The following is a 23,140-nucleotide window of genomic DNA, read 5'->3' as shown; positions in this document are numbered from 1 at the left end:
GACGGCGCAGGGTGATTAACTAAACAGAGAGTAGGAGATGGCGGAGATAGCGATGAGACCCATCAGGACAACGAAGACGTTGCTGATGTGACCGCTGTACTTACGCATTGCCGGTACTTTCTGAATGGCATACATCGGCATCAGGAACAGAATCATCGCGATGATTGGGCCGCCCAGGGTTTCAATCATCCCCAGGATGCTTGGGTTCAAGGTTGCCACGATCCAGGTGGTAATCAGCATGAACAGCGCAGTGATTTTGTTCAGTTTGTTGATTTCGATGGTTTTGCCTTTGCTACGCAGAGACTTAATAACCATACCGTTAAAGCCTTCACGTGCGCCCAGGTAGTGGCCCAGGAAGGATTTGGTGATAGCGATAATCGCGATAATCGGTGCCATCCAGGCAATGACCGGCGCGTTGAAGTGGTTCGCCAGGTAAGACAGGATGGAGATGTTCTGCTCTTTTGCCGCCGCCAGGTCCGCTGGGGACAGGCTCAGTACGCAGCTGAAGACGAAGAACATAACGGTCAGCACCATCATCACGTGGGCACGAGCCAGAATAGAGGAGCATTTTTTCTCTGCGCCCTGGCCGTATTCTTCACGCTTCGCGACCGCGAAGGAGGAGATGATTGGTGAGTGGTTGAAGGAGAACACCATAACCGGGATTGCCAGCCACAGGGTCATCCACAGGCCGTTGCCGGTAGAGGCTGCGCTGCTGAAGGACAGCGTTTCCAGCGCCGCACCGCTCCACTGTGGGATCAGATACAGAGCTAGCACCATCAGGGCCGCAACAAACGGGAACACCAGGATGCTCATCGCTTTAACAATCATCTGCTCACCGAAGCGAACGATGGTCATCATACCGACGATCAGAATCAGTGACAGCAGCGCGCGTGGTGGCGGCGTGATGTGCAGCTGGTGAGCCAGGAAGCTCTCAACGGTGTTGGTGATTGCTACGCTGTAAACCAGCAGGATTGGGTAGATAGCAAAGAAGTAGAGCAGGGTAATCAGTTTACCTGCGCCGATACCAAAGTGCTCTTCAACCACTTCAGTGATGTCTTCGCCCGGGTTTTTACCGGACAGCACGAAGCGGGTCAGGCCGCGGTGTGCGAAGAAAGTCATTGGGAACGCAAGGATAGCCATGATGATAAGCGGGATCATGCCACCAACGCCGGCGTTAATTGGCAGGAACAGTACGCCCGCGCCAATTGCGGTACCGTAAAGACCCAGCATCCACATTGTATCTGTTTTGCGCCATCCGCTAGCAGATTCTGCTGTGACGATAGTGCTGGTTTGAGTGTTTTCCATCTGTATCTCCTGGAGGAAGGAAAATGCTAATTTTTTAGTCAAATAAAATAAAAAGAACGTTAAAACCAATATTAAATTTTATAAGCACCGGCTTTTTTGTGATTTTTACCCGATGCCGTTTTAGACGAGCGCAAATGTACATTTAACTGGTAAATGTATCAGTGATCATGATCGCAAATGTAATAATCCACTTTCAGTGTGGGTTATTGCAGGTATTTTTCCTGTAATTGCAACATATGCAGAAATTAATGGTCGCGAAGGCTACCATTCGCAGTATGTGTGGTAAATGGTGGAGGGGGTAAATACGATGTTTTTGCTGATAAAAATGGTGAAAATGGCGTTTTTTAGCGCTTAAACATAACTATGACTAATAATATGTGGTCGGATAACATACGCAAACGATTGGCTGTGAATGAATAGGCGGGGTTAAGCGGGTTATTTTGGGGAGAATTCCGGCGGAAAAGACCGCCGGAAGGGGAGTGAATTACGCTGAGGTCAGACTCAGGCGCAGATTTCGTAGCAGGGAATGTAGGCCGAGCCGGGCAGTTTCATACGATGCTGGGCGACGAAGCCCTGCAGCAGTTCATCCATACGGCGCATCATCTCTTTATCACCGTGGATCTTATACGGCCCAAACTCTTCGATAGCGCGAATGCCCACTTCCTTCACGTTACCCGCCACGATGCCGGAGAAGGCGCGTCGCAGGTCGGCGGCCAGTACTTCAACCGGCTGATCCGGATAGAGCTTCAGGCTAGCCATGTTTTCGTGTGACGGCTCGAACGGCATTTGCAGGTCTGGCGCAATGCGAATCGACCAGTTAAAGCTGTAGGCATCACCGGTATCGCGACGGTTCTCTTTCACCAGCGGCATCGCTTTCTTCATCTGCCGCGCCACTTCGACTTCATCATCAATGATGATTTTGTAATGGCGGCGCGCGCCTTCGCCAAGCGTATGCACGACAAAATCGTCCAGCACGCGGAAGTAGTCGGCGCTCTCTTTCGGGCCGGTGAGGATAAGCGGCAGCACCTGGTCTTTGTTCGCTGGGTTCATCAGAATGCCCAGCAGATACAGTAGCTCTTCCGCCGTACCGACGCCGCCAGGGAAGATGATTATCCCGTGGGCAATACGGACAAAGGCTTCCAGACGTTTTTCGATATCCGGCATGATGATCAGTTCGTTCACCAGCGGGTTAGGTGGCTCAGCGGCAATAATGGACGGCTCGGTCATGCCGATAAAACGGCCTTCTTTATAGCGCTGCTGCGCGTGACCCACCGCGGCACCTTTCATCGGCGCTTCCATTGCACCCGGACCACAGCCGGTACAGATGTTAAGCTCGCGCAGGCCAAGCTGATTACCGACGCGGCGAGCGTACAGGTATTCGTTTTCATTAATGGAGTGGCCGCCCCAGCACACTACCATGCTCGGCGCTTCGCCAACGTGCAACGCGCGGGCGTTACGCAGAATCGAGAATACCAGGTTAGTAATGTGGGTTGAGCTTTCCAGATCGAGGTTCGGGAAGCGGACGGTGTTATGAATTTGCCCATAGACGAAAAGGATGTCGCGTAGGACGGCAAACAGGTTGGCCTGCAGCGAACGAATAATTCGCCCATCAACGAAGGCGTCTTCCGGCGGATTGATAAGCTCAAGCTTCACGCCGCGCTCGCGGCGCAGCACGTTAATGTCGAAGCTTTCAAAACGGGACAGCAGCTCTTTGCTGTTATCGGTCAGGCTACCTGAGTTCAGTACGGCCAAAGAACAGTTACGGAACAATTGATACAGGTCGCTGCTGGCCGTGCGTTTAAGCATGTCAACTTCCAGCTGCGACAACATATCCATTGAGCCAAGCGGGCTAATATGTGTAATCAAGTGAACTCCTTACGGGACGAAAATCGTCTTCCTTGCTGATTACAATAGCCTCGCTGGCCTGTTTTCTACAACCTCGGCGCGGAACAAAGCGCGCAAAATTGAGAATTTGTTAAGCTTACTGGCGCACCAGTCGGCCAATGGCTGGAACAAATTCACCGTTTGAGCGCCACGGATTAATATCCAGACCGCCGCGGCGCGTATAGCGTGCGTAAACGCTCAGGCTCTCCGGCGCGCAGAAACGCAGGATGTCATTGAATATACGTTCGACGCACTGCTCGTGGAATTCGTTGTGATGGCGGAACGACACCAGGTAGCGCAGCAGCTTCTCGCGGTCGATTTGCGGACCACGGTATTGAATCTGCACTGAGCCCCAGTCTGGCTGGTGGGTGATAAGGCAGTTTGATTTCAGCAGATGGCTGACCAGCGTCTCTTGCACCACCTTCTCACCGGCCGAACCGTCGAGATAATCGGCGTTAAATTCGTAGCTCTCAATCTCGATATCCTGATTATCAATGCAGCTACCGTGGAAGTGAGCAATAGGCTGACCTTCCAGCTCGTCAATGCGATACAGCGCGACGGTCACCTGGCCTTCAGCGCAGGCGCACAGGTCGCGTTCCAGCGTCTGCTGCACCGCTTCCCAGCTATCAAAACGCGTCTGGTTGAAGCTGTTGAGGTACAGCTTGAAGCTTTTGGACTCCACCAGATTGACCGTCGCGTGGCTTAGCTCGACGTGGCCAACGGCCACCTGTGGCAGCCCTTTGGCATTCAGCCAGGAGAGTTCATACAGCGTCCAGATATCCGCGCCGTGAAACGGCAGGGTATCGGCGTGCAGCCCGAGCGGGTCGCGGTTTAAGCTGCGCGGCACGCCCTGAAGCAGGGAGGCATCGTAGGTATCGCGATAATTTGTGGTTTTACCCAGGGTCAGGCCAGACAACGCCTGGTGGTTCTCATAAGAAGACATGTTTCACCGTTACAAAGCAGGTACACTATTGTTTCTAGTGTATCCTGGCTAACCTGAAGAGAGAAATTCGTGGATCAGCAGACCGCAGAAGCATTACACGCTTTTACCCAACGCTATTGCGATGCCTGGCAGCGTGAGCACAACAGCCTGCCGCGCAGCGAGGAACTTTACGGCATTCCGTCCCCGTGCCAGGTCTCGACGACCGATGATGAGGTGCTCTGGCAGCCGCAGCCGTTCGACGGCGAGCAAAATGTAAATGGCGTTGAACGCGCAATGGACATTGTGGTACAACAACCCATTCACACCTATTATATCACCCAGTATGCGGGTGATATGCGCGCAATGTTTATGGGAGAAACCCTGATGTTGCTGCAGGCGTGGAGCCCTGACGACTTTCGTCGCGTGCAGGAAAACCTGATTGGTCACCTGGTCACGCAAAAACGACTTAAACTTTCACCGACGCTGTTTATCGCGACGCTCGACAGCGAGCTAGACGTGATTTCCGTCTGTAATGTGACCGGTGAAGTCATCAAAGAGACGCTCGGCACCCGTAATCGCCTGCCTTTAGCGTCGTCCCTTGCGAGTTTCCTGACTCAACTTGAGCCTATCCTGTAAGACAGTTTGCCCATCACTTTGTGAGAGATCTCTTACACGCCTTGTGAGAGATCGCCAGAAGATAAGTAAGACACTCATCCTACCCATTTAGTAATTTCCTTTTATATCAATATAGTATGCGAATATTAAGCATATTATTGCTCAGGTAAGTCTTAAGGGGTTGTCTCACAAGCACTTGTAAGACGGGGCGGAATAGCGGATTCTATCTACGTCGACAGGGAGTCGCACAATGAAGTGAACATTAGGATGATGGCACTTCATAGGACACACCGGGAAGGTGATTCAAGGAAAGGCTTCAGGATGAAGCAAAAGGACAACGCAGGAACGCGTTAAAGGACACCTCCAGGACGGAGAATGAGAGCCAGACAGGATATCTGGTGGATCAGGAAGATCAGGACACACTCAGGATTGGGTGAAATCACATCGGGGTGGTGTGATGCAGGAAGCAACCGTTTATGGATGAACATGGTCAGGAGACCACAGGAAAAGTTGTCACGGACGAGCAGGGAGCACCAAAAGTAGCTGGATTGCTGCGAAACGAACCGGGAGCACTGTTTTTACAGTGCTCCCTTTTTTTGTTTCCCGCCAACTAGTGATATCCTGCGCCCGATTTTGTTTCCTCTGAGGTTTCCATGACACGCCACGACAGCTTACGCGATCAACTACTGCTTATTGAAACCCTGATGCGCCAGCATCAACACTGGCAAGAGACCGCACCGCATGAGAGCGCATTCGCCAGCGATCAGCCATTCTGCATGGATACGCTGGAGCCGTTAGAGTGGCTGCAATGGGTGCTGATTCCGCGCATGCACCAATTGCTCGATAGTGAAATGCCGCTGCCAACCGGTTTTGCTATCGCCCCATACTATGAAATGGCGCTGGATGCCGCACACCCGCTGCGTGCGATCATTCTGCCGCCGCTGGAACAGCTGGATGCCTTCTTCGTGAGCGATACGCACTGATGCTGGAAATTATTTACCAGGATGAGTGGCTGGTGGCGGTGAACAAACCGTCCGGCTGGCTGGTACATCGCAGCTGGCTCGACCGCGATGAAAAAGTCGTGGTGATGCAAACGGTGCGCGACCAGATTGGCCAGCACGTTTTCACCGCCCATCGCCTTGACCGCCCAACCTCTGGCGTCCTTTTAATGGGGCTTTCCAGCGAAGCGGGCCGCCTGCTATCCCAGCAGTTTGAACAGCACCAGATGCAGAAGCGCTACCATGCTATCGTGCGCGGTTGGCTGATGGATGAGGCCATTCTCGACTATCCGTTGGTGGAAGAACTCGACAAAATTGCCGATAAGTTTGCCCGCGAGAATAAAGACCCGCAGCCGGCGGTGACCCATTATCGTGGGCTGGCGACGGTGGAAATGCCGGTGCCTACGGGCCGTTATCCTACCACCCGCTATGGGCTGGTCGAGCTGGAGCCGAAAACCGGCCGTAAGCATCAGTTACGCCGCCATCTGGCGCATCTTCGTCACCCGATTATTGGCGACAGCAAGCACGGCGACCTGCGCCAGAATCGCAGCGGTGCCGAGCATTTTGGCTGTCACCGTTTAATGCTTCATGCCAGCCAACTCTCATTAACGCACCCGTTTACCGGTGAGCCGCTGACCATTCGCGCTGGGCTAGATGACGTCTGGATGCAGGCTTTATCACATTTCGGCTGGCGTGGGCTTCTCCCTGAGAATGAAAGGGTTGAGTTTGTGAGCGACTGCGGTCAGGATGAAGCTATCCAGAAGTAAACAGGGAGTTAAATCATGGCTGAAGTAGGGATTTTTGTCGGCACCATGTACGGCAATTCGCTGTTGGTGGCGGAAGAAGCAGAAACCATTCTGAGCGGTCTTGGTCATAAAGCGACGGTATTTGAAGACCCGATGGTCTCTGATTGGGAAAGCTACACCGGAAAGTACGTGCTGGTGGTGACTTCCACAACCGGACAAGGCGATTTACCTGACAGCATCGTACCGCTGTTTAACGATCTGCAGGATATGTATCAGCCGCATCTGCGCTACGGCATTATTGCGCTGGGTGATAGCACCTATGCCAATTTCTGCGGCGGCGGTAAGCGGTTCGATGCGCTTTTACAGGAACAGGGCGCACAGCGCATTGGCGAAATGCTGATGATTGATGCGTCTGAAGACCCGGAGCCGGAGAGCGTTTCCAATCCGTGGGTTGAGCAGTGGGCAACGCTGCTGAAATAACCAAATCACAGGGCTGCCCTCTCCCTACGCAGAGGGCCTCCTTGTTCGTGCTGCCAGCCAATCCTTTGTAAACCAACGACAAAAGAGATCATAACGGCTCTTCTTCTGCCCCACATCTGGCGTTTGCCCTAAAACCCTATTTTTATAGCGGCTTTGCCTGGCGTTTTCACAACGTCAAGAGAAGCGTTTCACGCTCCTGCCTTTCCCCTCGAATGAGAGGGCTGCGTTTTTCATTTTCGTGAGCGACTGCCCAGGTTATTGGGCTTATGCTGAAAATTTGTCATTAAGTGAACGAAAATGCTGTGCGTTTGAACAGTGAGACGACGCAGTCCTCTTTTTATACTTTCTCCTGCCAGTTACTAAAAAGCAGTAGTGCAACGACATACTGCATAAAACACAAATACGTCATTCTGATTACCCTACAGGTTGTGCTGTTCAGAATGAATGTAGCGAAAAGCTATAATTCAGGAGTACAACAATGAGTTCATTGAGTCAGACCGCGAGCGCCGTTGAAAAACGGACGAATGCTCGCTATTGGATTGTGGTGATGCTGTTTATCGTCACCTCGTTCAACTACGGTGACCGTGCGACGCTTTCCATCGCCGGCTCAGAGATGGCCAAAGATATTGGCCTTGACCCTGTCGGTATGGGTTATGTTTTTTCAGCATTTTCATGGGCCTATGTTATTGGCCAAATTCCAGGCGGCTGGTTGCTTGACCGCTTCGGCTCTAAACGCGTCTATTTCTGGTCTATCTTTATTTGGTCGGTTTTCACCCTGTTACAGGGATTTGTCGACATCTTTAGCGGTTTTGGCATCATTATCGCGCTCTTTACCTTGCGTTTCCTCGTCGGGCTTGCTGAATCGCCATCCTTCCCGGGCAACAGCCGTATCGTCGCGGCCTGGTTCCCGGCTCAGGAGAGGGGAACGGCGGTTGCTATTTTTAACTCCGCGCAGTACTTCGCAACCGTGATCTTCGCACCGATTATGGGCTGGTTAACCCATGAGGTGGGTTGGTCACACGTATTCTTCTTTATGGGCGGTCTGGGGATCGTTATCAGCTTTGTCTGGATGAAAGTGATTCACGAGCCAAATCAGCACCCAGGCGTGAACAAAAAAGAGCTGGAGTACATTGCTGAGGGTGGCGCGCTGATTAACATGGATCAGAAAGGCCCTAAGACGAAGGTTCCTTTCAGCGAAAAATGGGGGCAGATTAAACAGTTAATTGGCTCCCGCATGATGATTGGCATTTACATCGGTCAGTACTGTATCAACGCCTTAACCTACTTTTTTATCACCTGGTTCCCGGTTTATCTGGTGCAGGCTCGCGGCATGTCGATTCTCAAAGCCGGTTTCGTTGCCTCAGTTCCGGCGGTATGCGGTTTTGCGGGCGGCGTATTGGGCGGGATTATCTCTGACTGGCTGATGCGTCGTACCGGCTCGCTCAACGTGGCGCGTAAAACGCCTATCGTGCTGGGAATGCTGTTATCGATGGTGATGGTGTTCTGTAACTACGTCAACGCTGAGTGGATGATTATCGGCTTTATGGCTTTAGCCTTCTTCGGAAAAGGTATCGGTGCGCTGGGTTGGGCGGTGATGGCCGATACTGCACCGAAAGAGATCAGCGGTCTGTCCGGTGGCCTGTTCAACATGTTCGGCAATATTTCCGGCATCGTAACGCCAATCGCGATTGGCTACATCGTTGGGACCACCGGCTCCTTCAACGGTGCGCTGATTTATGTGGGGATTCATGCGCTCGTGGCGATTCTGAGTTATCTGGTGCTGGTGGGCGATATCAAACGTGTGGAACTTAAACCAATAACGGGACGTGCATGATGAATACACAATCAAGCCCCATCATTACGGACATGAAAGTCATTCCGGTCGCCGGACATGACAGCATGCTGCTGAACATTGGCGGCGCGCACAATGCCTGGTTCACGCGAAATATTGTGGTGTTAACTGATAACGCCGGGAATACCGGCGTAGGCGAAGCGCCGGGCGGTGAGGTGATTTATCAGACGCTGCTCGATGCTATTCCGATGGTATTGGGGCAGGAAGTTGCGCGGCTGAACAAAGTGGTGCAGCGGGTGCATAAAGGCAACCAGTCTGCTGATTTTGATACTTTTGGTAAAGGCGCGTGGACGTTTGAACTGCGGGTGAATGCAGTGGCTGCGCTAGAGGCGGCGCTGCTTGATCTATTGGGCAAAGCGCTGAACGTCCCGGTGTGTGAACTGTTGGGGCCGGGTAAACAGCGTGATGCGGTCACGGTGCTGGGCTACCTGTTCTATATAGGCGATCGTACGAAGACCGATTTGCCCTATCTGGAGAGTACACCAGGCAACCACGAATGGTACCACCTGCGTCATCAGGAAGCGCTGAACAGCGACGCGGTGCTGCGTCTTGCGCAGGCCTCTCAGGATCGTTACGGTTTTAAAGATTTCAAGCTAAAGGGCGGTGTATTGCCGGGTGAACAGGAGATTGAATCGGTACGGGAGTTGAAAAAGCAGTTCCCGGACGCGCGAATTACGGTTGATCCTAACGGTGCCTGGCTGCTAGATGAAGCGATTTCGCTGTGCAAAGGGTTGAACGATGTGCTGACCTATGCAGAAGACCCCTGTGGCGCAGAACAAGGATTCTCCGGTCGTGAAGTGATGGCGGAGTTTCGCCGCGCAACCGGCCTACCGGTGGCGACTAATATGATTGCCACCAACTGGCGAGAAATGGGGCACGCGGTGATGCTAAATTCAGTCGACATTCCGCTTGCCGACCCGCACTTCTGGACTCTCTCCGGGGCGGTTCGCGTCGCCCAACTTTGCGACGATTGGGGGCTTACCTGGGGCTGCCACTCTAACAACCATTTTGATATTTCCCTGGCGATGTTTACCCATGTCGGTGCCGCTGCGCCGGGTAACCCAACCGCCATTGATACCCACTGGATTTGGCAAGAAGGTGATGCCCGCCTGACCAAAAATCCACTCCAGATTAAGGACGGTAAGATTGCCGTACCTGATGCGCCTGGGCTTGGCGTAGAGCTGGACTGGGAGCAGATTCATCGGGCGCATGAAGCCTACAAAAAACTGCCAGGGGGCGCACGTAACGACGCTGGCCCGATGCAGTATCTGATTCCCGGCTGGACCTTTGACCGTAAACGCCCTGTTTTCGGCCGCAATTAATTTAAGAAAGGATTGAACAATGACGATGCAAACTTCAACGCCAGTAGTCACTTCGATGCAGGTTATTCCGGTTGCTGGTCACGACAGCATGCTGATGAATCTGAGCGGAGCGCATGCGCCGTTCTTTACCCGCAATATTGTGATTATCAAGGATAACGCAGGGCACACGGGGGTTGGGGAGATCCCCGGCGGCGAGAAAATCCGCCTGACCCTCGAAGACGCCATTCCGCTGGTGGTGGGGAAAACCCTCGGCGAGTACAAAAACGTACTGAATACCGTGCGCAGCACCTTTGCCGACCGCGATGCGACCGGTCGCGGCCTGCAAACTTTTGACCTACGTACCACGATTCATGTGGTAACGGGAATTGAAGCGGCGATGCTCGATCTGTTGGGTCAACATCTGGGCGTTAACGTAGCGTCCCTTCTGGGCGACGGTCAGCAGCGTAGCGAAGTAGAGATGCTGGGCTACCTGTTCTTCGTTGGTAACCGTAAAGCCACGCCGCTGCCGTATCAGAGTCAGCCGGACGAGAAATGCGACTGGTATCGACTGCGCCATGACGAAGCCATGACCCCGGATGCGGTAGTGCGCCTCGCAGAAGCGGCGTATGAAAAGTACGGCTTCAACGACTTTAAGCTGAAAGGCGGCGTGCTGGCAGGTGAAGAAGAAGCTGAGTCTATCGTGGCGCTGGCAAAACGCTTCCCGCAGGCGCGCGTGACGCTGGATCCGAACGGCGCATGGTCGTTGAATGAAGCGATCCAGATCGGTAAATACCTGAAAGGATCGCTGGCCTACGCTGAAGATCCGTGTGGCGCTGAGCAGGGCTTCTCCGGTCGTGAAGTGATGGCGGAATTCCGCCGTGCTACGGGGCTGCCAACCGCCACCAATATGATTGCCACCGACTGGCGTCAGATGGGCCATACGCTGTCTCTGCAATCGGTGGATATTCCGCTGGCGGATCCGCATTTCTGGACCATGCAGGGCTCGGTGCGCGTGGCGCAGATGTGCCATGAGTTTGGCCTGACCTGGGGCTCACATTCTAACAACCACTTCGATATTTCGCTGGCGATGTTCACCCACGTGGCTGCCGCCGCACCAGGGAAAATCACCGCGATTGACACCCACTGGATTTGGCAGGAAGGTAATCAGCGCCTGACCAAAGAACCGTTTGAAATCAAAGGCGGTATGGTGCAGGTGCCGAACAAACCGGGTCTGGGCGTTGAGTTGGATATGGACCAGGTGATGAAGGCCAATGCGCTGTACAAAAAGCACGGACTCGGCGCACGCGATGACGCGATGGGAATGCAGTATCTGATCCCGAACTGGACATTTGATAACAAACGTCCTTGCATGGTGCGCTAAGCTTACTGCCGACTCCATTGGAGTCGGCAGTGTTCTGTATACTCTGGTGTGCAGAGCACTGCCGCAAATTCGCATAAGGACAGCCCATGAAGATTGTGATTGCCCCTGACTCATACAAGGAAAGCCTGAGCGCGCTGGATGTTGCCTGTGCGATAGAGGACGGTTTTCGCGAGATTTTCCCCGATGCGCAGTACGTCAAGCTGCCGGTTGCCGACGGTGGCGAAGGCACCGTAGAAGCGATGGTGGCAGCAACGCAGGGGCGGGTTGTCGACGTAGAGGTCACGGGGCCATTGGGCTCTCCCGTGCGGGGTTTCTACGGTATTTCCGGCGATAACCGATGCGCGTTTATTGAAATGGCGGCGGCAAGCGGTCTGGAGAGCGTACCTGTGGCTCAGCGTAACCCGCTGAAAACCACCTCCTGGGGAACCGGAGAGCTTATTCGTCACGCACTGGAATGCGGCGTTAGCCGTATCATCATTGGTCTTGGCGGTAGCGCGACCAACGACGGTGGTGCCGGAATGGTGCAGGCGCTGGGTGCCCGACTGCTGACCGCGAGCGGCCAGCCTATTGCACCGGGCGGTGCCGGGCTGGAGACGCTGGCAACCATTGATATCAGCGGATTGGATAGCAGACTGTCGCGCTGTCAGATTGATGTCGCCTGTGATGTCACCAACCCATTGACCGGCGAAGAGGGGGCCTCAGCGGTGTTTGGCCCGCAAAAGGGGGCGACGCCGGAGATGGTCGCGTTCCTGGATCGCGCCCTGGCGCACTATGCGGCGTGTATTCAACGAGATTTAGGCCGCGACGTGCTGACGCTTGAGGGCGGCGGCGCGGCGGGGGGGATGGGGGCGGCGTTGCATGCATTCTGCGGCGCAGCGCTGCGTCCGGGGATTGAGATTGTGACCGATGCGCTGCACCTTGACGCGCTGGTGGCGGATGCCAGTCTGGTGATTACCGGCGAAGGGCGCATGGATAGCCAGACGATTCATGGCAAAGTGCCGGTAGGCGTGGCGAAGGTGGCGAAGCGCTACCGTATTCCGGTGATTGGGATTGCCGGAAGCCTGACGCCGGACGTCGGTGTGGTGCACCAGCACGGTATTGACGCGGTGTTCAGCGTGATTTATCGCATTTGCACCCTGGAAGAAGCTCTGTCGGAAGCGGGTGAGAACGTGAGAATGGCGGCGCGGAATATTGCGGCGGTGATTAAATTAGGGCAGACGCTGTAGGTTTTCCCGGGGTCGCTGGCGCTCGCCCGGGCTACATTTAATGGTAGCCCGGCCAAGCGAAGCGCCGCCGGGAATGGCTCTTACCCCAACATTTTCCGGGTTTCGCGGGTCACATTGTCCATCTCATCCAGCAGTTCCAGCAGCTCCGGCTCCAGTTCTTCAGGCGGCGTGCCGCCGCGCAGCTGGCTTTCAATCAGATGACAGAGATGCTTGAGACGCGGAACGCCGCTATAGCCGCAGCTACCGTGCAGTTTATGGATAGCATCGACCAGATTCTCTGGCTCCTCGCCGACCAGTTGCTCTTCCACTTTATTGCGCACCTCCGGCAGGAAGGCGACCAGCATCTGTAGCATTTCCCGCGCCAGGTCAGGTTTATAGGCCGCCTGACGTAGCGCCAGTTGCCAATCTAGCGTGGCATTCAAATCGACCGGCGGCTCAACCGGTTCGGCGTTCACCGGGCGAGGCACCACGTTGACGCCTGGCTTGTAGCGCAGCAGTAAATCATGCAACCGGTTCTCTTCAATCGGCTTCGCCAGATAGTCGTTCATACCGGCTGTCAGCAGCTTCTCACGCTGTCCGGCGAGGGCGTGGGCAGTGACGGCAATCACCGGCGTTTGCTGCTGATGCGGCAACTGGCGAATCAGCTCACAGGCGCGAATGCCATCGATATCCGGCATCTGGATATCCATCAGAATCAGGTCGAACTTCATCTGTTTGGCGCACTCAACGGCCTGGTGGCCGCTTTCGCACAGCTCAACGTGCTGCACCTGATCGTCAAGCAGCGCGCCGATCAACTTCAGGTTAGCCGGGTTATCGTCCACCGCCATGACCGTCATCGGCAGGCGATGTTCGGTATGTGGGACGGCAATCTGAGAAGAAGTGCTGAGGCTAAACTCCAGCAGCACCGGCATCAGTCGAGTAATGGTAAGCGGCTTCAACAGGCAGGCCGATGCGCCGCCTTTCTTCAGCGCTTCCGCGTCTACCTGCGCGTGGCACGGTAGCGCCAACACCAGGTGATCGGTCATGTCCAGCGCCATGCCCAGCTTTTCGCGGTGAATGCTCAGATCGCGAACGGAAACCGGTACGGCAACCAGCAAAATATCGTAGAACTCTGCGGGCAACGCGGCGATGCTGACGGCGTAGACCACCTCCAGCGGCGTAGAGGCGAGCATATCCAGCGTGGCCTGTGCCGCAGAGGCGTTGGCCTCCACGTAGGCAATGCGCTTGCCCTTCAGACTGCTGGTGTCCGGGCCATCGGTAATCACATTCGGGTTCAGATCGAGGTTGATGTTAAACCAGAAAGTGGACCCCCGATTTGGCTGGCTGTGGAAGGAAATGTCGCCGCCCATCTCGCGCACCAGTTTTTGCGTGATAACCAGCCCCAGACCTGTCCCTCCGTGACGACGGGAGATGCTGGCATCCGCCTGGCGGAAGGCCTGGAACAGACGTGACTGATCGCGCTCCGGAATACCAATTCCGGTGTCGCGGATCTGCACTTCAATTTGCACCTTGTTATTGCTGACCGCGCGCTGCTCGACCAGCACGTCAATGTTACCGTTTTCGGTGAACTTGATGGCGTTACCCACCAGGTTGGTGATCACCTGCTGGAGACGCAGCGGGTCGCCGATAACGTTATCCGGCACGTCGTTTTTAATATTAAGCGTCAGCTCAAGCCCTTTATCGTGGGCCGAATGCGCCAGCAGGGTGACCACTTCATCCAGCGAATTACGCAGCGGGAAAGGAATGCTCTCCAGCAGGAGTTTACCGGCTTCCAGCTTCGAGAAGTCGAGCACGTCATTGATGATGGCCAGCAGGTTATTGGCCGAACGTTCAATGGTATTGAGGTGGTCGCGCTGGGTGGGGTTGAGTTCGGTTTTGAGCGTCAGACGAGTAAAGCCAATCACCCCGTTAAGCGGCGTACGCAGCTCGTGCGACATGTTGGCGAGGAACTCAGACTTGATGCGCGCGGCTTCCTGCGCGCGCTTTTTCGCCAGATCCAGTTCAACGTTCTGGATCTCCATCTGCTCAAGCGTTTCGCGTAAATCCGACGTAGCCTGGTCGACGTTGTGCTGCATCTCCTCGTGATAGGCGGCGAGCGACATCGCCATCGAGTTGATGCCGTTTTTCAGCATATCCAGCTCACCGAGCATAAAGCCTTCAACGCGGCTATCGAGCTGCCCTCGTCGGATGCGGTCAACCGTATTCACCATGTTGCGAATCGGCCCCGTGACGTCCTGCATCAGCCGCCAGCCGAATATGAGCGCAATGCCGATACAGAACAGCATCATCACGCTGGAGATGAAAATCTCTTTGTACTGCTGGAGCCGGACAGATTTGAGATCCAGTTCCAGCGCCACGTAGCCCAGCATGTTAATGGGTGTCTTGGCATCCGACTGCGGCGATTCATCCGGCGAATAATGCTCGGAGATAATCGGCGTGCGCAAAATCATAATATCGCCGTGCCGGGTTACGCTTAGCCTTCGGGGAAACGCCGTGCCGCGCGGGAGCTGTAGCTCGCTTGGGTCCAACTGATAGTTGGAGGTGACGAACAGCTTATTGTGTTCATCATAAACGGAAATGGCGCGCACAATATCGGAATGGCGGCGGTGCAGCACGCTAATTAATTGACCGATGGATTCGCGATTTTGCAAATTCATACCATATTCACTGGAGACGGCGAGCGGTTCAATAATGCTGGCACCGGCGTCTTCCAGCTGACGCTGCAGGTCATGATAGCGGTGTACGACGAAGAAAATACTGAGCAGTAAACCGATGAGTACGGTTGGTGCCAGGATCAAAATCATCATTCTTGCACGCAGGCTGTAGTTGGTCATGGAGGTCCGTTGTGGGAGAATCAGAGCAATATTTTTGATTGAGAAAAATCTCTACGATGGCGCAATTCTACTCTGCAAAACGGCGCGTGACGACGCGCCAGATCATAACCGTGACAGTCAGCAGTCTTGATCCCTTTGGGCAAGGTGTCGCGCGCCACAACGGTAAAGCATTATTCATCAATGGGTTATTGCCAGATGAAAGCGCGGAAGTGACCCTGACGGAAGATAAAAAACAGTATGCGCGCGGGCAGGTAAAGCGCCGTCTGACCACCAGTTCCGAGCGCGAAACGCCGCGTTGCCCGCATTTTGGCGTCTGCGGCGGCTGCCAGCAACAGCATGCGTCCGTTGCACTACAACAGCGCAGCAAACGTGAGGCGCTTTATCGGTTAATGAAGCACGATGTGGACGAGGTTATCTCGGGGGAAGCCTGGGGATACCGCCGTCGGGCGCGGCTGAGCGTGAATTATCAGCCCAAAACCCAAAAATTGCAGATGGGTTTTCGCAAAGCGAATTCGAACGACATTGTCGAAGTGGTGCAATGCCCCGTTTTGGTGCCCAATCTTGAGGCGTTACTGCCTGACGTGCGGGAATGCCTGGAGAGCCTGAAGGGGAAACGCCAGCTCGGGCACGTTGAACTTGTTAGTGCCGACAACGGTCCACTGATGGTGCTGCGTCACACGGCGGCGCTCTCGGATGACGACAAAGAAAAACTGGAACGCTTTTCGCATTCTTCCGGCGTAGCGCTTTATCTGGCACCAGAAAGCGAGATACTTGAACGCGTTACCGGTGAGGAGCCCTGGTATTCGTCAGACGGGCTACGCTTAACCTTCAGCCCGCGCGATTTTATTCAGGTGAACGACGGCGTGAATCAGCAGATGGTTGCAACGGCGTTGTCATGGCTTGATGTACAGTCAACCGACCGGGTGCTGGATCTGTTTTGCGGAATGGGGAACTTCACCCTGCCGCTGGCTGTACGTGCGCAAAGCGTTGTTGGCGTTGAAGGCGTCCCGGCGCTGGTGGCGAAAGGGCGGGAAAACGCCGCGCTAAACCAGCTGGAGAATGTCACCTTTTTCCACGAGAATCTGGAAGATGATGTAACACTTCAGGCATGGGCGAAACACGGTTTTGACAAAGTTTTACTCGATCCTGCCCGTGCTGGCGCACCGGGCGTGATGCAGCATGTTATAAAATTAGCGCCGACGCGGGTGGTGTATGTGTCCTGTAATCCGGCGACGCTGGCGCGCGATAGCGAGGCGTTGCTGAACGCGGGGTACCAAATTCAGCGTATGGCAATGCTTGATATGTTCCCGCACACTGGGCACCAGGAATCTATGGTGCTGTTTGAGCGTAGGTAATAACGGTGGCTTGTCGACTTCGACAGGCCGGTCCCTGAAAGGAGAGGACAATGGTTGCGGTAAGAAGTGCACATCTCAATAAAGCTGGTGAATTTGACCCACAGAAATGGATCGCAAGTCTGGGAATTTCCAGCCAGCAGTCGTGTGAACGCTTAGCCGAGACCTGGGATTATTGTCGCCGCCAAACCGTGGGACATGATGACGCCGAGCTGATGCTATGGCGTGGCGTGGAGATGGTTGAAATCCTCTCCACGCTGAGCATGGATAACGACACGCTGAGAGCCGCGCTGCTGTTTCCGTTAGTAGACGCTAACGTTGTCAGCGAAGAAGTGCTGAGCGAAAGCGCCGGTCAATCGGTCGTGACCCTGATTCACGGCGTGCGCGATATGGCGGCTATTCGCCAACTGAAAGCCACCCATACCGACGCGGTCTCATCCGAGCAGGTCGATAACGTCCGCCGCATGCTGCTGGCGATGGTGGATGACTTCCGCTGCGTGGTCATCAAGCTTGCCGAACGTATTGCTCACCTGCGCGAAGTGAAGGACGCGCCGGAAGACGAACGCGTGCTGGCAGCCAAAGAATGTACCAACATCTACGCACCGCTCGCCAACCGCTTAGGTATCGGTCAGCTCAAATGGGAGCTGGAAGATTACTGCTTCCGCTATCTGCACCCGGCTGAATACAAGCGCATCGCGAAGCTGCTGCACGAGCGTCGTATTGACCGCGAACACTATATCTCTGATTTCGTTGGCCATCTGCGCAGCGAAATGAAGACCGAAGGCGTGAAGGCCGAAGTGTATGGTCGACCGAAACACATCTACAGCATCTGGCGCAAAATGCAGAAAAAACACCTCGCCTTTGACGAGTTGTTTGACGTGCGCGCCGTGCGTATCGTCGCGGAGCGTTTGCAGGACTGCTACGCCGCGCTGGGGATAGTGCACACTCACTATCGTCACCTGCCAGATGAGTTCGACGACTACGTCGCAAACCCGAAACCAAACGGCTACCAGTCCATCCATACGGTGGTATTAGGGCCGGGCGGCAAAACGGTTGAAATCCAGATTCGTACCAAGCAAATGCACGAAGACGCCGAGCTGGGCGTTGCCGCACACTGGAAATACAAAGAAGGTGCTGGCGCGGCGAGCGGCCCACGTTCCGGCCACGAAGACCGTATCGCCTGGCTGCGTAAGCTGATTGCGTGGCAGGAAGAGATGGCCGACTCTGGCGAGATGCTCGACGAAGTGCGCAGCCAGGTCTTCGATGACCGCGTCTACGTGTTTACGCCAAAAGGCGACGTGGTGGACCTCCCGGCGGGCTCAACGCCGCTGGACTTCGCCTACCACATTCACAGCGACGTCGGTCACCGCTGCATCGGCGCGAAGATTGGTGGGCGCATCGTGCCGTTCACCTATCAGCTGCAGATGGGCGATCAGATTGAAATTATCACCCAGAAGCAGCCGAACCCGAGCCGCGACTGGCTGAACCCGAACCTTGGTTACGTGACGACCAGCCGTGGACGTTCGAAAATCCACGCCTGGTTCCGTAAGCAGGACAAAGACAAAAACGTGCTGGCTGGCCGTCAGATCCTCGATGACGAGCTGGAACATCTGGGCATCAGCCTCAAGGAAGCCGAGAAGCACCTGCTGCCGCGCTATAACTTTAACGACGTGGAAGAGCTGCTGGCGGCCATTGGCGGCGGCGATATTCGCCTCAATCAGATGGTGAACTTCCTGCAGGCGCAGTTCAATAAACCAAGCGCCGCCGAACAGGATGCTGCCGCGCTGAAACAGCTTCAGCAGAAGACGTATACGCCGCAGAACCGCAGCAAAGACAACGGCCGCGTGGTGGTAGAAGGCGTCGGTAATCTGATGCATCACATTGCGCGCTGCTGCCAGCCTATTCCCGGTGATGAGATTGTCGGCTTTATCACCCAAGGGCGCGGGATTTCCGTGCACCGGGCGGACTGTGAACAGCTGGCGGAGCTGCAGTCGCATGCGCCAGAGCGCATCGTTGACGCCGTCTGGGGCGAAAGCTACTCGGCGGGTTACTCGCTGGTGGTGCGCGTTCAGGCCAACGATCGCAGCGGTCTGCTGCGCGATATCACCACCATCCTCGCCAACGAGAAGGTGAACGTGCTGGGCGTGGCCAGCCGTAGCGACACCAAGCAGCAGATGGCAACTATCGACATGACCATCGAAATCTACAACCTGCAGGTGCTGGGCCGCGTGCTTGGCAAGCTGAACCAGGTGCCGGATGTGATTGACGCTCGTCGACTGCACGGCGGGTAATGTTCTTTTGTTACCCTCTCCCGATGGGGGAGGGTAACACTCTCTTTTGCAAGGAATCACCATGACTCAAATCGACCGACTGCTCGGCATCATGCAGCGCCTGCGCGACCCTGAAAATGGCTGTCCGTGGGATAAAGAGCAGACGTTTAGCACTATTGCGCCCTACACGCTGGAAGAGACGTACGAAGTGCTCGACGCGATTGCGCGCGAAGACTTTGACGACCTGCGCGGCGAGCTGGGTGACCTGCTGTTCCAGGTGGTGTTTTACGCTCAGATGGCCCAGGAAGAGGGGCGCTTTGATTTTAACGATATTTGCGCCGCTATCAGCGACAAGCTGGAGCGTCGTCACCCACACATCTTCGGTGATGCAAGCGCGGAAAACAGTCAGGAAGTGCTGACCCGCTGGGAGAAAATCAAAACCGCTGAACGGGCAGAGAAAGCGCAGCACTCGGCGTTAGACGATATCCCGCGCGCTTTCCCAGCGCTGATGCGGGCGCATAAAATTCAGAAACGTTGCTCGGCGGTTGGCTTTGATTGGACCACGCTTGGCCCGGTGCTGGACAAAGTCTATGAAGAGATCGACGAAGTCATGGACGAAGCCAGGCAGGCGGTGGTCGACGAAGCTAAACTGGAAGAAGAGGTGGGCGACCTGCTGTTTGCCACCGTTAACCTGTCTCGCCATTTAGGGGTAAAAGCAGAGACCGCATTGCAGAAGGCGAACGAAAAATTTGAGCGCCGTTTCCGCGAAGTTGAGCGGATTGTCGCCGCACGTGGCCTGGAAATGACCGGTGTGGATCTGGATGTGATGGAAGAAGTTTGGCAGCAGGTAAAACGGCAGGAATCTGATCTCTAAAGAAATTTTGTGGGAAAGGGCGAAAAGTGCGAAATCTTAAATGACAAGCGCTTGATTTGCGTCAAAAACTTTTACTCCAAAGGGGCTATTTTCTCACTCCCCATGTTTGTTTCTGCGGCGATTGAGGAGCGAGAATGAAAGTTTGTGGCGCTCGCCATGTTCGGGTATACTACTTTCCCGTCTTGGTTATTCCATCGTTTCACCCTAACTTCTCAGGTCCAGCATGACAACGAACTATATTTTTGTGACCGGCGGGGTCGTATCCTCTCTGGGTAAAGGCATTGCCGCAGCATCCCTGGCAGCCATTCTTGAAGCCCGTGGCCTCAACGTGACCATGATGAAACTGGATCCGTATATTAACGTCGATCCTGGCACCATGAGCCCGATCCAACACGGGGAAGTGTTCGTTACCGAAGACGGCGCTGAAACCGACCTGGACCTGGGTCACTATGAGCGCTTCATTCGTACCAAAATGACTCGCCGCAACAACTTCACTACCGGCCGTATCTACTCAGATGTCCTGCGCAAAGAGCGTCGCGGTGACTATCTGGGCGCAACCGTGCAGGTTATCCCACACATCACTAACGCTATCAAAGAGCGCGTTCTCGCCGGTGGCGAAGGTCACGATGTGGTGCTGGTTGAAATCGGCGGTACCGTCGGTGATATCGAATCCCTGCCATTCCTGGAAGCGATTCGTCAGCTGGCCGTGGATATCGGTCGTGAAAACGCGCTGTTCATGCACTTGACCCTGGTGCCATATATGGCAGCGGCGGGCGAAGTCAAAACCAAACCGACTCAGCACTCCGTGAAAGAGCTGCTGTCCATCGGTATTCAGCCAGATATCCTGATCTGTCGCTCCGATCGCGCGGTTCCGGCCAACGAACGTGCAAAAATTGCATTGTTCTGTAACGTGCCAGAAAAAGCCGTTATTTCAATGAAAGATGTCGATTCCATTTATAAAATTCCAGGCCTGTTGAAATCTCAGGGGCTGGACGATTATATTTGTAAACGATTCAGCTTGAACTGCCCGGAAGCAAACCTGGCCGAATGGGAACAGGTTATCTTCGAAGAAGCGAACCCGGCAGGCGAAGTCACGATTGGTATGGTCGGCAAGTACATTGAACTGCCAGATGCCTATAAATCTGTGATCGAAGCGCTGAAACACGGTGGCCTGAAAAATCGCGTAACCGTCAACATCAAGCTGATTGATTCGCAGGATGTGGAAACGCGCGGCGTCGAAATTCTGAAAGATTTGGATGCTATCCTGATCCCTGGCGGCTTCGGCTACCGTGGTGTTGAAGGCAAGATCGCTACCGCACGCTATGCGCGTGAAAACAAAATTCCTTATCTGGGCATCTGCCTGGGTATGCAGGTTGCGCTGATCGAATTCGCGCGTAACGTTGCAGGCATGGAAAACGCCAACTCTACGGAATTTGTGCCAGACTGTAAGTACCCGGTTGTGGCGCTCATTACCGAATGGCGTGATGAAGATGGCAATGTCGAAGTTCGTACTGAAAAGAGCGATCTCGGCGGCACAATGCGCCTTGGCGCACAGCAGTGCCAGCTTAGCGATGACAGCCTGGTCCGCCAGATGTACGGCGAGCCAACTATCGTTGAGCGTCACCGTCACCGCTATGAAGTCAACAACATGTTGTTGAAACCGATTGAAGCTGCAGGTCTGCGCGTTGCGGGCCGTTCCGGGGATGATCAGTTGGTCGAGATCATCGAAGTACCGAACCACCCGTGGTTTGTTGCTTGTCAGTTCCATCCGGAGTTTACTTCCACGCCGCGTGATGGGCACCCGCTGTTTGCTGGCTTCGTGAAAGCCGCGAGCGAGTACCAGAAGCGTCAGAAGTAAGAAAAGTTAGAACGGCAACGCCCCACGAGGGGCGTTGTTTGTCTGGAGTTTTAGTTTAACTTGTACTGAGGAAAACCTAATGTCCAAAATCGTTAAAATCATCGGTCGTGAAATCATCGACTCCCGTGGTAACCCGACTGTTGAAGCAGAAGTACACCTGGAAGGTGGTTTCGTCGGTATGGCAGCAGCTCCATCAGGTGCTTCTACTGGTTCCCGCGAAGCACTGGAACTGCGTGATGGCGACAAATCTCGCTTCATGGGTAAAGGCGTACTGAAAGCTGTTGGTGCGGTAAACGGCCCAATCGCTCAGGCTCTGCTGGGTAAAGATGCTAAAGATCAGGCTGGCATCGACAAGATCATGATCGATCTGGACGGTACTGAGAACAAATCCAACTTCGGCGCGAACGCAATCCTGGCCGTATCTCTGGCAAACGCCAAAGCAGCAGCTGCTGCTAAAGGTCTGCCACTGTACGCTCACATCGCTGAACTGAACGGCACCCCAGGCAAATACTCCATGCCAGTTCCGATGATGAACATCATCAACGGCGGCGAGCACGCTGACAACAACGTCGACATTCAGGAATTCATGATTCAGCCAGTTGGCGCGAAATCCCTGAAAGAAGCCGTACGTATGGGTTCCGAAGTGTTCCACAACCTGGCTAAAGTTCTGAAAGCTAAAGGTATGAACACTGCTGTTGGTGACGAAGGCGGCTACGCTCCTAACCTGGGTTCCAACGCTGAAGCTCTGGCTGTTATCGCTGAAGCGGTTAAAGCAGCTGGCTACGAGCTGGGCAAAGACATCACTCTGGCGATGGACTGTGCAGCTTCTGAATTCTACAAAGACGGTAAATACGTTCTGGCTGGCGAAGGCAACAAAGCATTCACCTCCGAAGAATTCACTCACTTCCTGGAAGAACTGACCAAACAGTACCCAATCGTCTCCATCGAAGATGGCCTGGACGAATCTGACTGGGCTGGTTTCGCATACCAGACCAAAGTACTGGGCGACAAAATCCAGCTGGTTGGTGACGATCTGTTCGTAACCAACACCAAGATCCTGAAAGAAGGCATCGAAAAAGGCATCGTTAACTCCATCCTGATCAAATTCAACCAGATCGGTTCCCTGACCGAAACTCTGGCTGCGATCAAAATGGCGAAAGACGCTGGCTACACCGCTGTCATCTCTCACCGTTCTGGCGAAACTGAAGACGCTACCATCGCTGACCTGGCTGTTGGTACCGC

At 54.6% G+C, this 23,140-nt stretch carries 17 protein-coding genes; 13 read left to right on the top strand and 4 right to left on the bottom strand.

Features of this window, described 5'->3' with window-relative positions; genetic code table 11:
• Nucleotides 1-15: 15 nt before the first annotated feature.
• The 3 genes from RDN66_RS19690 to queF form a co-directional block, all read right to left on the bottom strand.
• Nucleotides 16-1,305: an HAAAP family serine/threonine permease gene (locus RDN66_RS19690; RefSeq protein WP_035892829.1), complete on the bottom strand. Its 1,290-nt coding sequence runs from the start codon at nt 1,303-1,305 to the stop codon at nt 16-18.
• A 501-nt stretch (nt 1,306-1,806) separates the two neighbouring features.
• Nucleotides 1,807-3,171: a nucleotide 5'-monophosphate nucleosidase PpnN gene (gene ppnN, locus RDN66_RS19685; protein ID WP_035892831.1), complete on the bottom strand. Its 1,365-nt coding sequence runs from the start codon at nt 3,169-3,171 to the stop codon at nt 1,807-1,809.
• 115 nt (nt 3,172-3,286) lie between these two features.
• Entirely contained in the window at nt 3,287-4,132 is an 846-nt protein-coding gene (gene queF / locus RDN66_RS19680) for an NADPH-dependent 7-cyano-7-deazaguanine reductase QueF (RefSeq protein WP_202217269.1), read from the bottom strand.
• Nucleotides 4,133-4,201: 69 nt separating this feature from the next.
• Here queF and syd point away from each other — a divergent pair, with 69 nt between their 5' ends.
• The 8 genes from syd to RDN66_RS19640 all read left to right on the top strand — a co-directional run bounded on the left by syd (nt 4,202) and on the right by RDN66_RS19640 (nt 12,710).
• Nucleotides 4,202-4,747 carry a SecY-interacting protein gene (syd, locus tag RDN66_RS19675; RefSeq protein ID WP_308538126.1) on the top strand — a complete coding sequence of 182 codons (546 nt, stop codon included), beginning with the start codon at nt 4,202-4,204 and terminating at the stop codon, nt 4,745-4,747.
• Between the two features lie 632 nt (nt 4,748-5,379).
• Nucleotides 5,380-5,709, top strand: a complete 330-nt coding sequence (locus RDN66_RS19670; RefSeq protein ID WP_035892835.1) for a YqcC family protein — start codon at nt 5,380-5,382, stop codon at nt 5,707-5,709.
• Nucleotides 5,709-6,491 (top strand): tRNA pseudouridine(65) synthase TruC, encoded by a 783-nt coding sequence (gene truC, locus RDN66_RS19665; RefSeq protein WP_035892837.1) that lies wholly within the window; start codon nt 5,709-5,711, stop codon nt 6,489-6,491. Before RDN66_RS19670 ends, truC begins: the two co-directional genes overlap by 1 nt.
• Nucleotides 6,492-6,506: 15 nt before the next feature.
• Nucleotides 6,507-6,950 carry a flavodoxin gene (locus RDN66_RS19660; protein WP_035892839.1) on the top strand — a complete coding sequence of 148 codons (444 nt, stop codon included), beginning with the start codon at nt 6,507-6,509 and terminating at the stop codon, nt 6,948-6,950.
• A 478-nt stretch (nt 6,951-7,428) separates the two neighbouring features.
• On the top strand, nt 7,429-8,784 hold the full coding sequence (gudP, locus tag RDN66_RS19655) for a galactarate/glucarate/glycerate transporter GudP (protein ID WP_123650601.1): 1,356 nt from the start codon (nt 7,429-7,431) through the stop codon (nt 8,782-8,784).
• Nucleotides 8,784-10,124 (top strand): enolase C-terminal domain-like protein, encoded by a 1,341-nt coding sequence (locus RDN66_RS19650; RefSeq protein ID WP_035892894.1) that lies wholly within the window; start codon nt 8,784-8,786, stop codon nt 10,122-10,124. The genes gudP and RDN66_RS19650 overlap by 1 nt, the downstream gene beginning before the upstream one ends.
• Nucleotides 10,125-10,143: 19 nt before the next feature.
• Nucleotides 10,144-11,484, top strand: coding sequence for a glucarate dehydratase (gene gudD / locus RDN66_RS19645; RefSeq protein WP_202217272.1), 1,341 nt, complete (start codon nt 10,144-10,146; stop codon nt 11,482-11,484).
• Nucleotides 11,485-11,570: 86 nt separating this feature from the next.
• On the top strand, nt 11,571-12,710 hold the full coding sequence (locus RDN66_RS19640; protein WP_202217273.1) for a glycerate kinase: 1,140 nt from the start codon (nt 11,571-11,573) through the stop codon (nt 12,708-12,710).
• A gap of 80 nt (nt 12,711-12,790) precedes the next feature.
• Here the strand turns inward: RDN66_RS19640 and barA are convergent, their stop codons facing one another.
• Nucleotides 12,791-15,544 (bottom strand): two-component sensor histidine kinase BarA, encoded by a 2,754-nt coding sequence (gene barA, locus RDN66_RS19635; protein WP_202217274.1) that lies wholly within the window; start codon nt 15,542-15,544, stop codon nt 12,791-12,793.
• A gap of 56 nt (nt 15,545-15,600) precedes the next feature.
• Here barA and rlmD point away from each other — a divergent pair, with 56 nt between their 5' ends.
• The 5 genes from rlmD to eno form a co-directional block, all read left to right on the top strand.
• Nucleotides 15,601-16,899 (top strand): 23S rRNA (uracil(1939)-C(5))-methyltransferase RlmD, encoded by a 1,299-nt coding sequence (gene rlmD, locus RDN66_RS19630; RefSeq protein ID WP_202217275.1) that lies wholly within the window; start codon nt 15,601-15,603, stop codon nt 16,897-16,899.
• 50 nt (nt 16,900-16,949) lie between these two features.
• Nucleotides 16,950-19,187, top strand: a complete 2,238-nt coding sequence (relA, locus tag RDN66_RS19625; protein ID WP_035892849.1) for a GTP diphosphokinase — start codon at nt 16,950-16,952, stop codon at nt 19,185-19,187.
• Between the two features lie 61 nt (nt 19,188-19,248).
• Complete coding sequence (gene mazG / locus RDN66_RS19620) at nt 19,249-20,040, top strand: nucleoside triphosphate pyrophosphohydrolase (RefSeq protein WP_035892850.1); 792 nt, start codon at nt 19,249-19,251, stop codon at nt 20,038-20,040.
• Between the two features lie 223 nt (nt 20,041-20,263).
• A complete protein-coding gene (gene pyrG / locus RDN66_RS19615) occupies nt 20,264-21,898 on the top strand; it encodes a glutamine hydrolyzing CTP synthase (protein ID WP_035892851.1) in 1,635 nt (544 codons plus the stop codon).
• Between the two features lie 79 nt (nt 21,899-21,977).
• Nucleotides 21,978-23,140 (top strand): phosphopyruvate hydratase (eno, locus tag RDN66_RS19610; protein WP_308538125.1); only part of this gene is annotated, 1,163 nt, incomplete at its 3' end.

Source organism: uncultured Kluyvera sp., assembly GCF_902485085.1.
In the GTDB taxonomy this organism is placed as follows: domain Bacteria; phylum Pseudomonadota; class Gammaproteobacteria; order Enterobacterales; family Enterobacteriaceae; genus Kluyvera; species Kluyvera ascorbata.
This window is presented reverse-complemented; position numbering and strand designations above follow the sequence as displayed.

Excerpts from the sequence above, each read along its gene's own strand:
- relA (WP_035892849.1), top strand. The coding sequence starts at position 16,950 with ATGGTTGCGGTAAGAAGTGCACATCTCAATAAAGCTGGTGAATTTGAC.
- RDN66_RS19660 (WP_035892839.1), top strand. The coding sequence starts at position 6,507 with ATGGCTGAAGTAGGGATTTTTGTCGGCACCATGTACGGCAATTCGCTG.
- rlmD (WP_202217275.1), top strand. The coding sequence starts at position 15,601 with ATGGCGCAATTCTACTCTGCAAAACGGCGCGTGACGACGCGCCAGATC.
- RDN66_RS19650 (WP_035892894.1), top strand. The coding sequence starts at position 8,784 with ATGAATACACAATCAAGCCCCATCATTACGGACATGAAAGTCATTCCG.
- queF (WP_202217269.1), bottom strand. The coding sequence starts at position 4,132 with ATGTCTTCTTATGAGAACCACCAGGCGTTGTCTGGCCTGACCCTGGGT.
- RDN66_RS19640 (WP_202217273.1), top strand. The coding sequence starts at position 11,571 with ATGAAGATTGTGATTGCCCCTGACTCATACAAGGAAAGCCTGAGCGCG.
- gudD (WP_202217272.1), top strand. The coding sequence starts at position 10,144 with ATGACGATGCAAACTTCAACGCCAGTAGTCACTTCGATGCAGGTTATT.
- pyrG (WP_035892851.1), top strand. The coding sequence starts at position 20,264 with ATGACAACGAACTATATTTTTGTGACCGGCGGGGTCGTATCCTCTCTG.
- RDN66_RS19690 (WP_035892829.1), bottom strand. The coding sequence starts at position 1,305 with ATGGAAAACACTCAAACCAGCACTATCGTCACAGCAGAATCTGCTAGC.
- mazG (WP_035892850.1), top strand. The coding sequence starts at position 19,249 with ATGACTCAAATCGACCGACTGCTCGGCATCATGCAGCGCCTGCGCGAC.
- RDN66_RS19670 (WP_035892835.1), top strand. The coding sequence starts at position 5,380 with ATGACACGCCACGACAGCTTACGCGATCAACTACTGCTTATTGAAACC.
- gudP (WP_123650601.1), top strand. The coding sequence starts at position 7,429 with ATGAGTTCATTGAGTCAGACCGCGAGCGCCGTTGAAAAACGGACGAAT.
- truC (WP_035892837.1), top strand. The coding sequence starts at position 5,709 with ATGCTGGAAATTATTTACCAGGATGAGTGGCTGGTGGCGGTGAACAAA.
- barA (WP_202217274.1), bottom strand. The coding sequence starts at position 15,544 with ATGACCAACTACAGCCTGCGTGCAAGAATGATGATTTTGATCCTGGCA.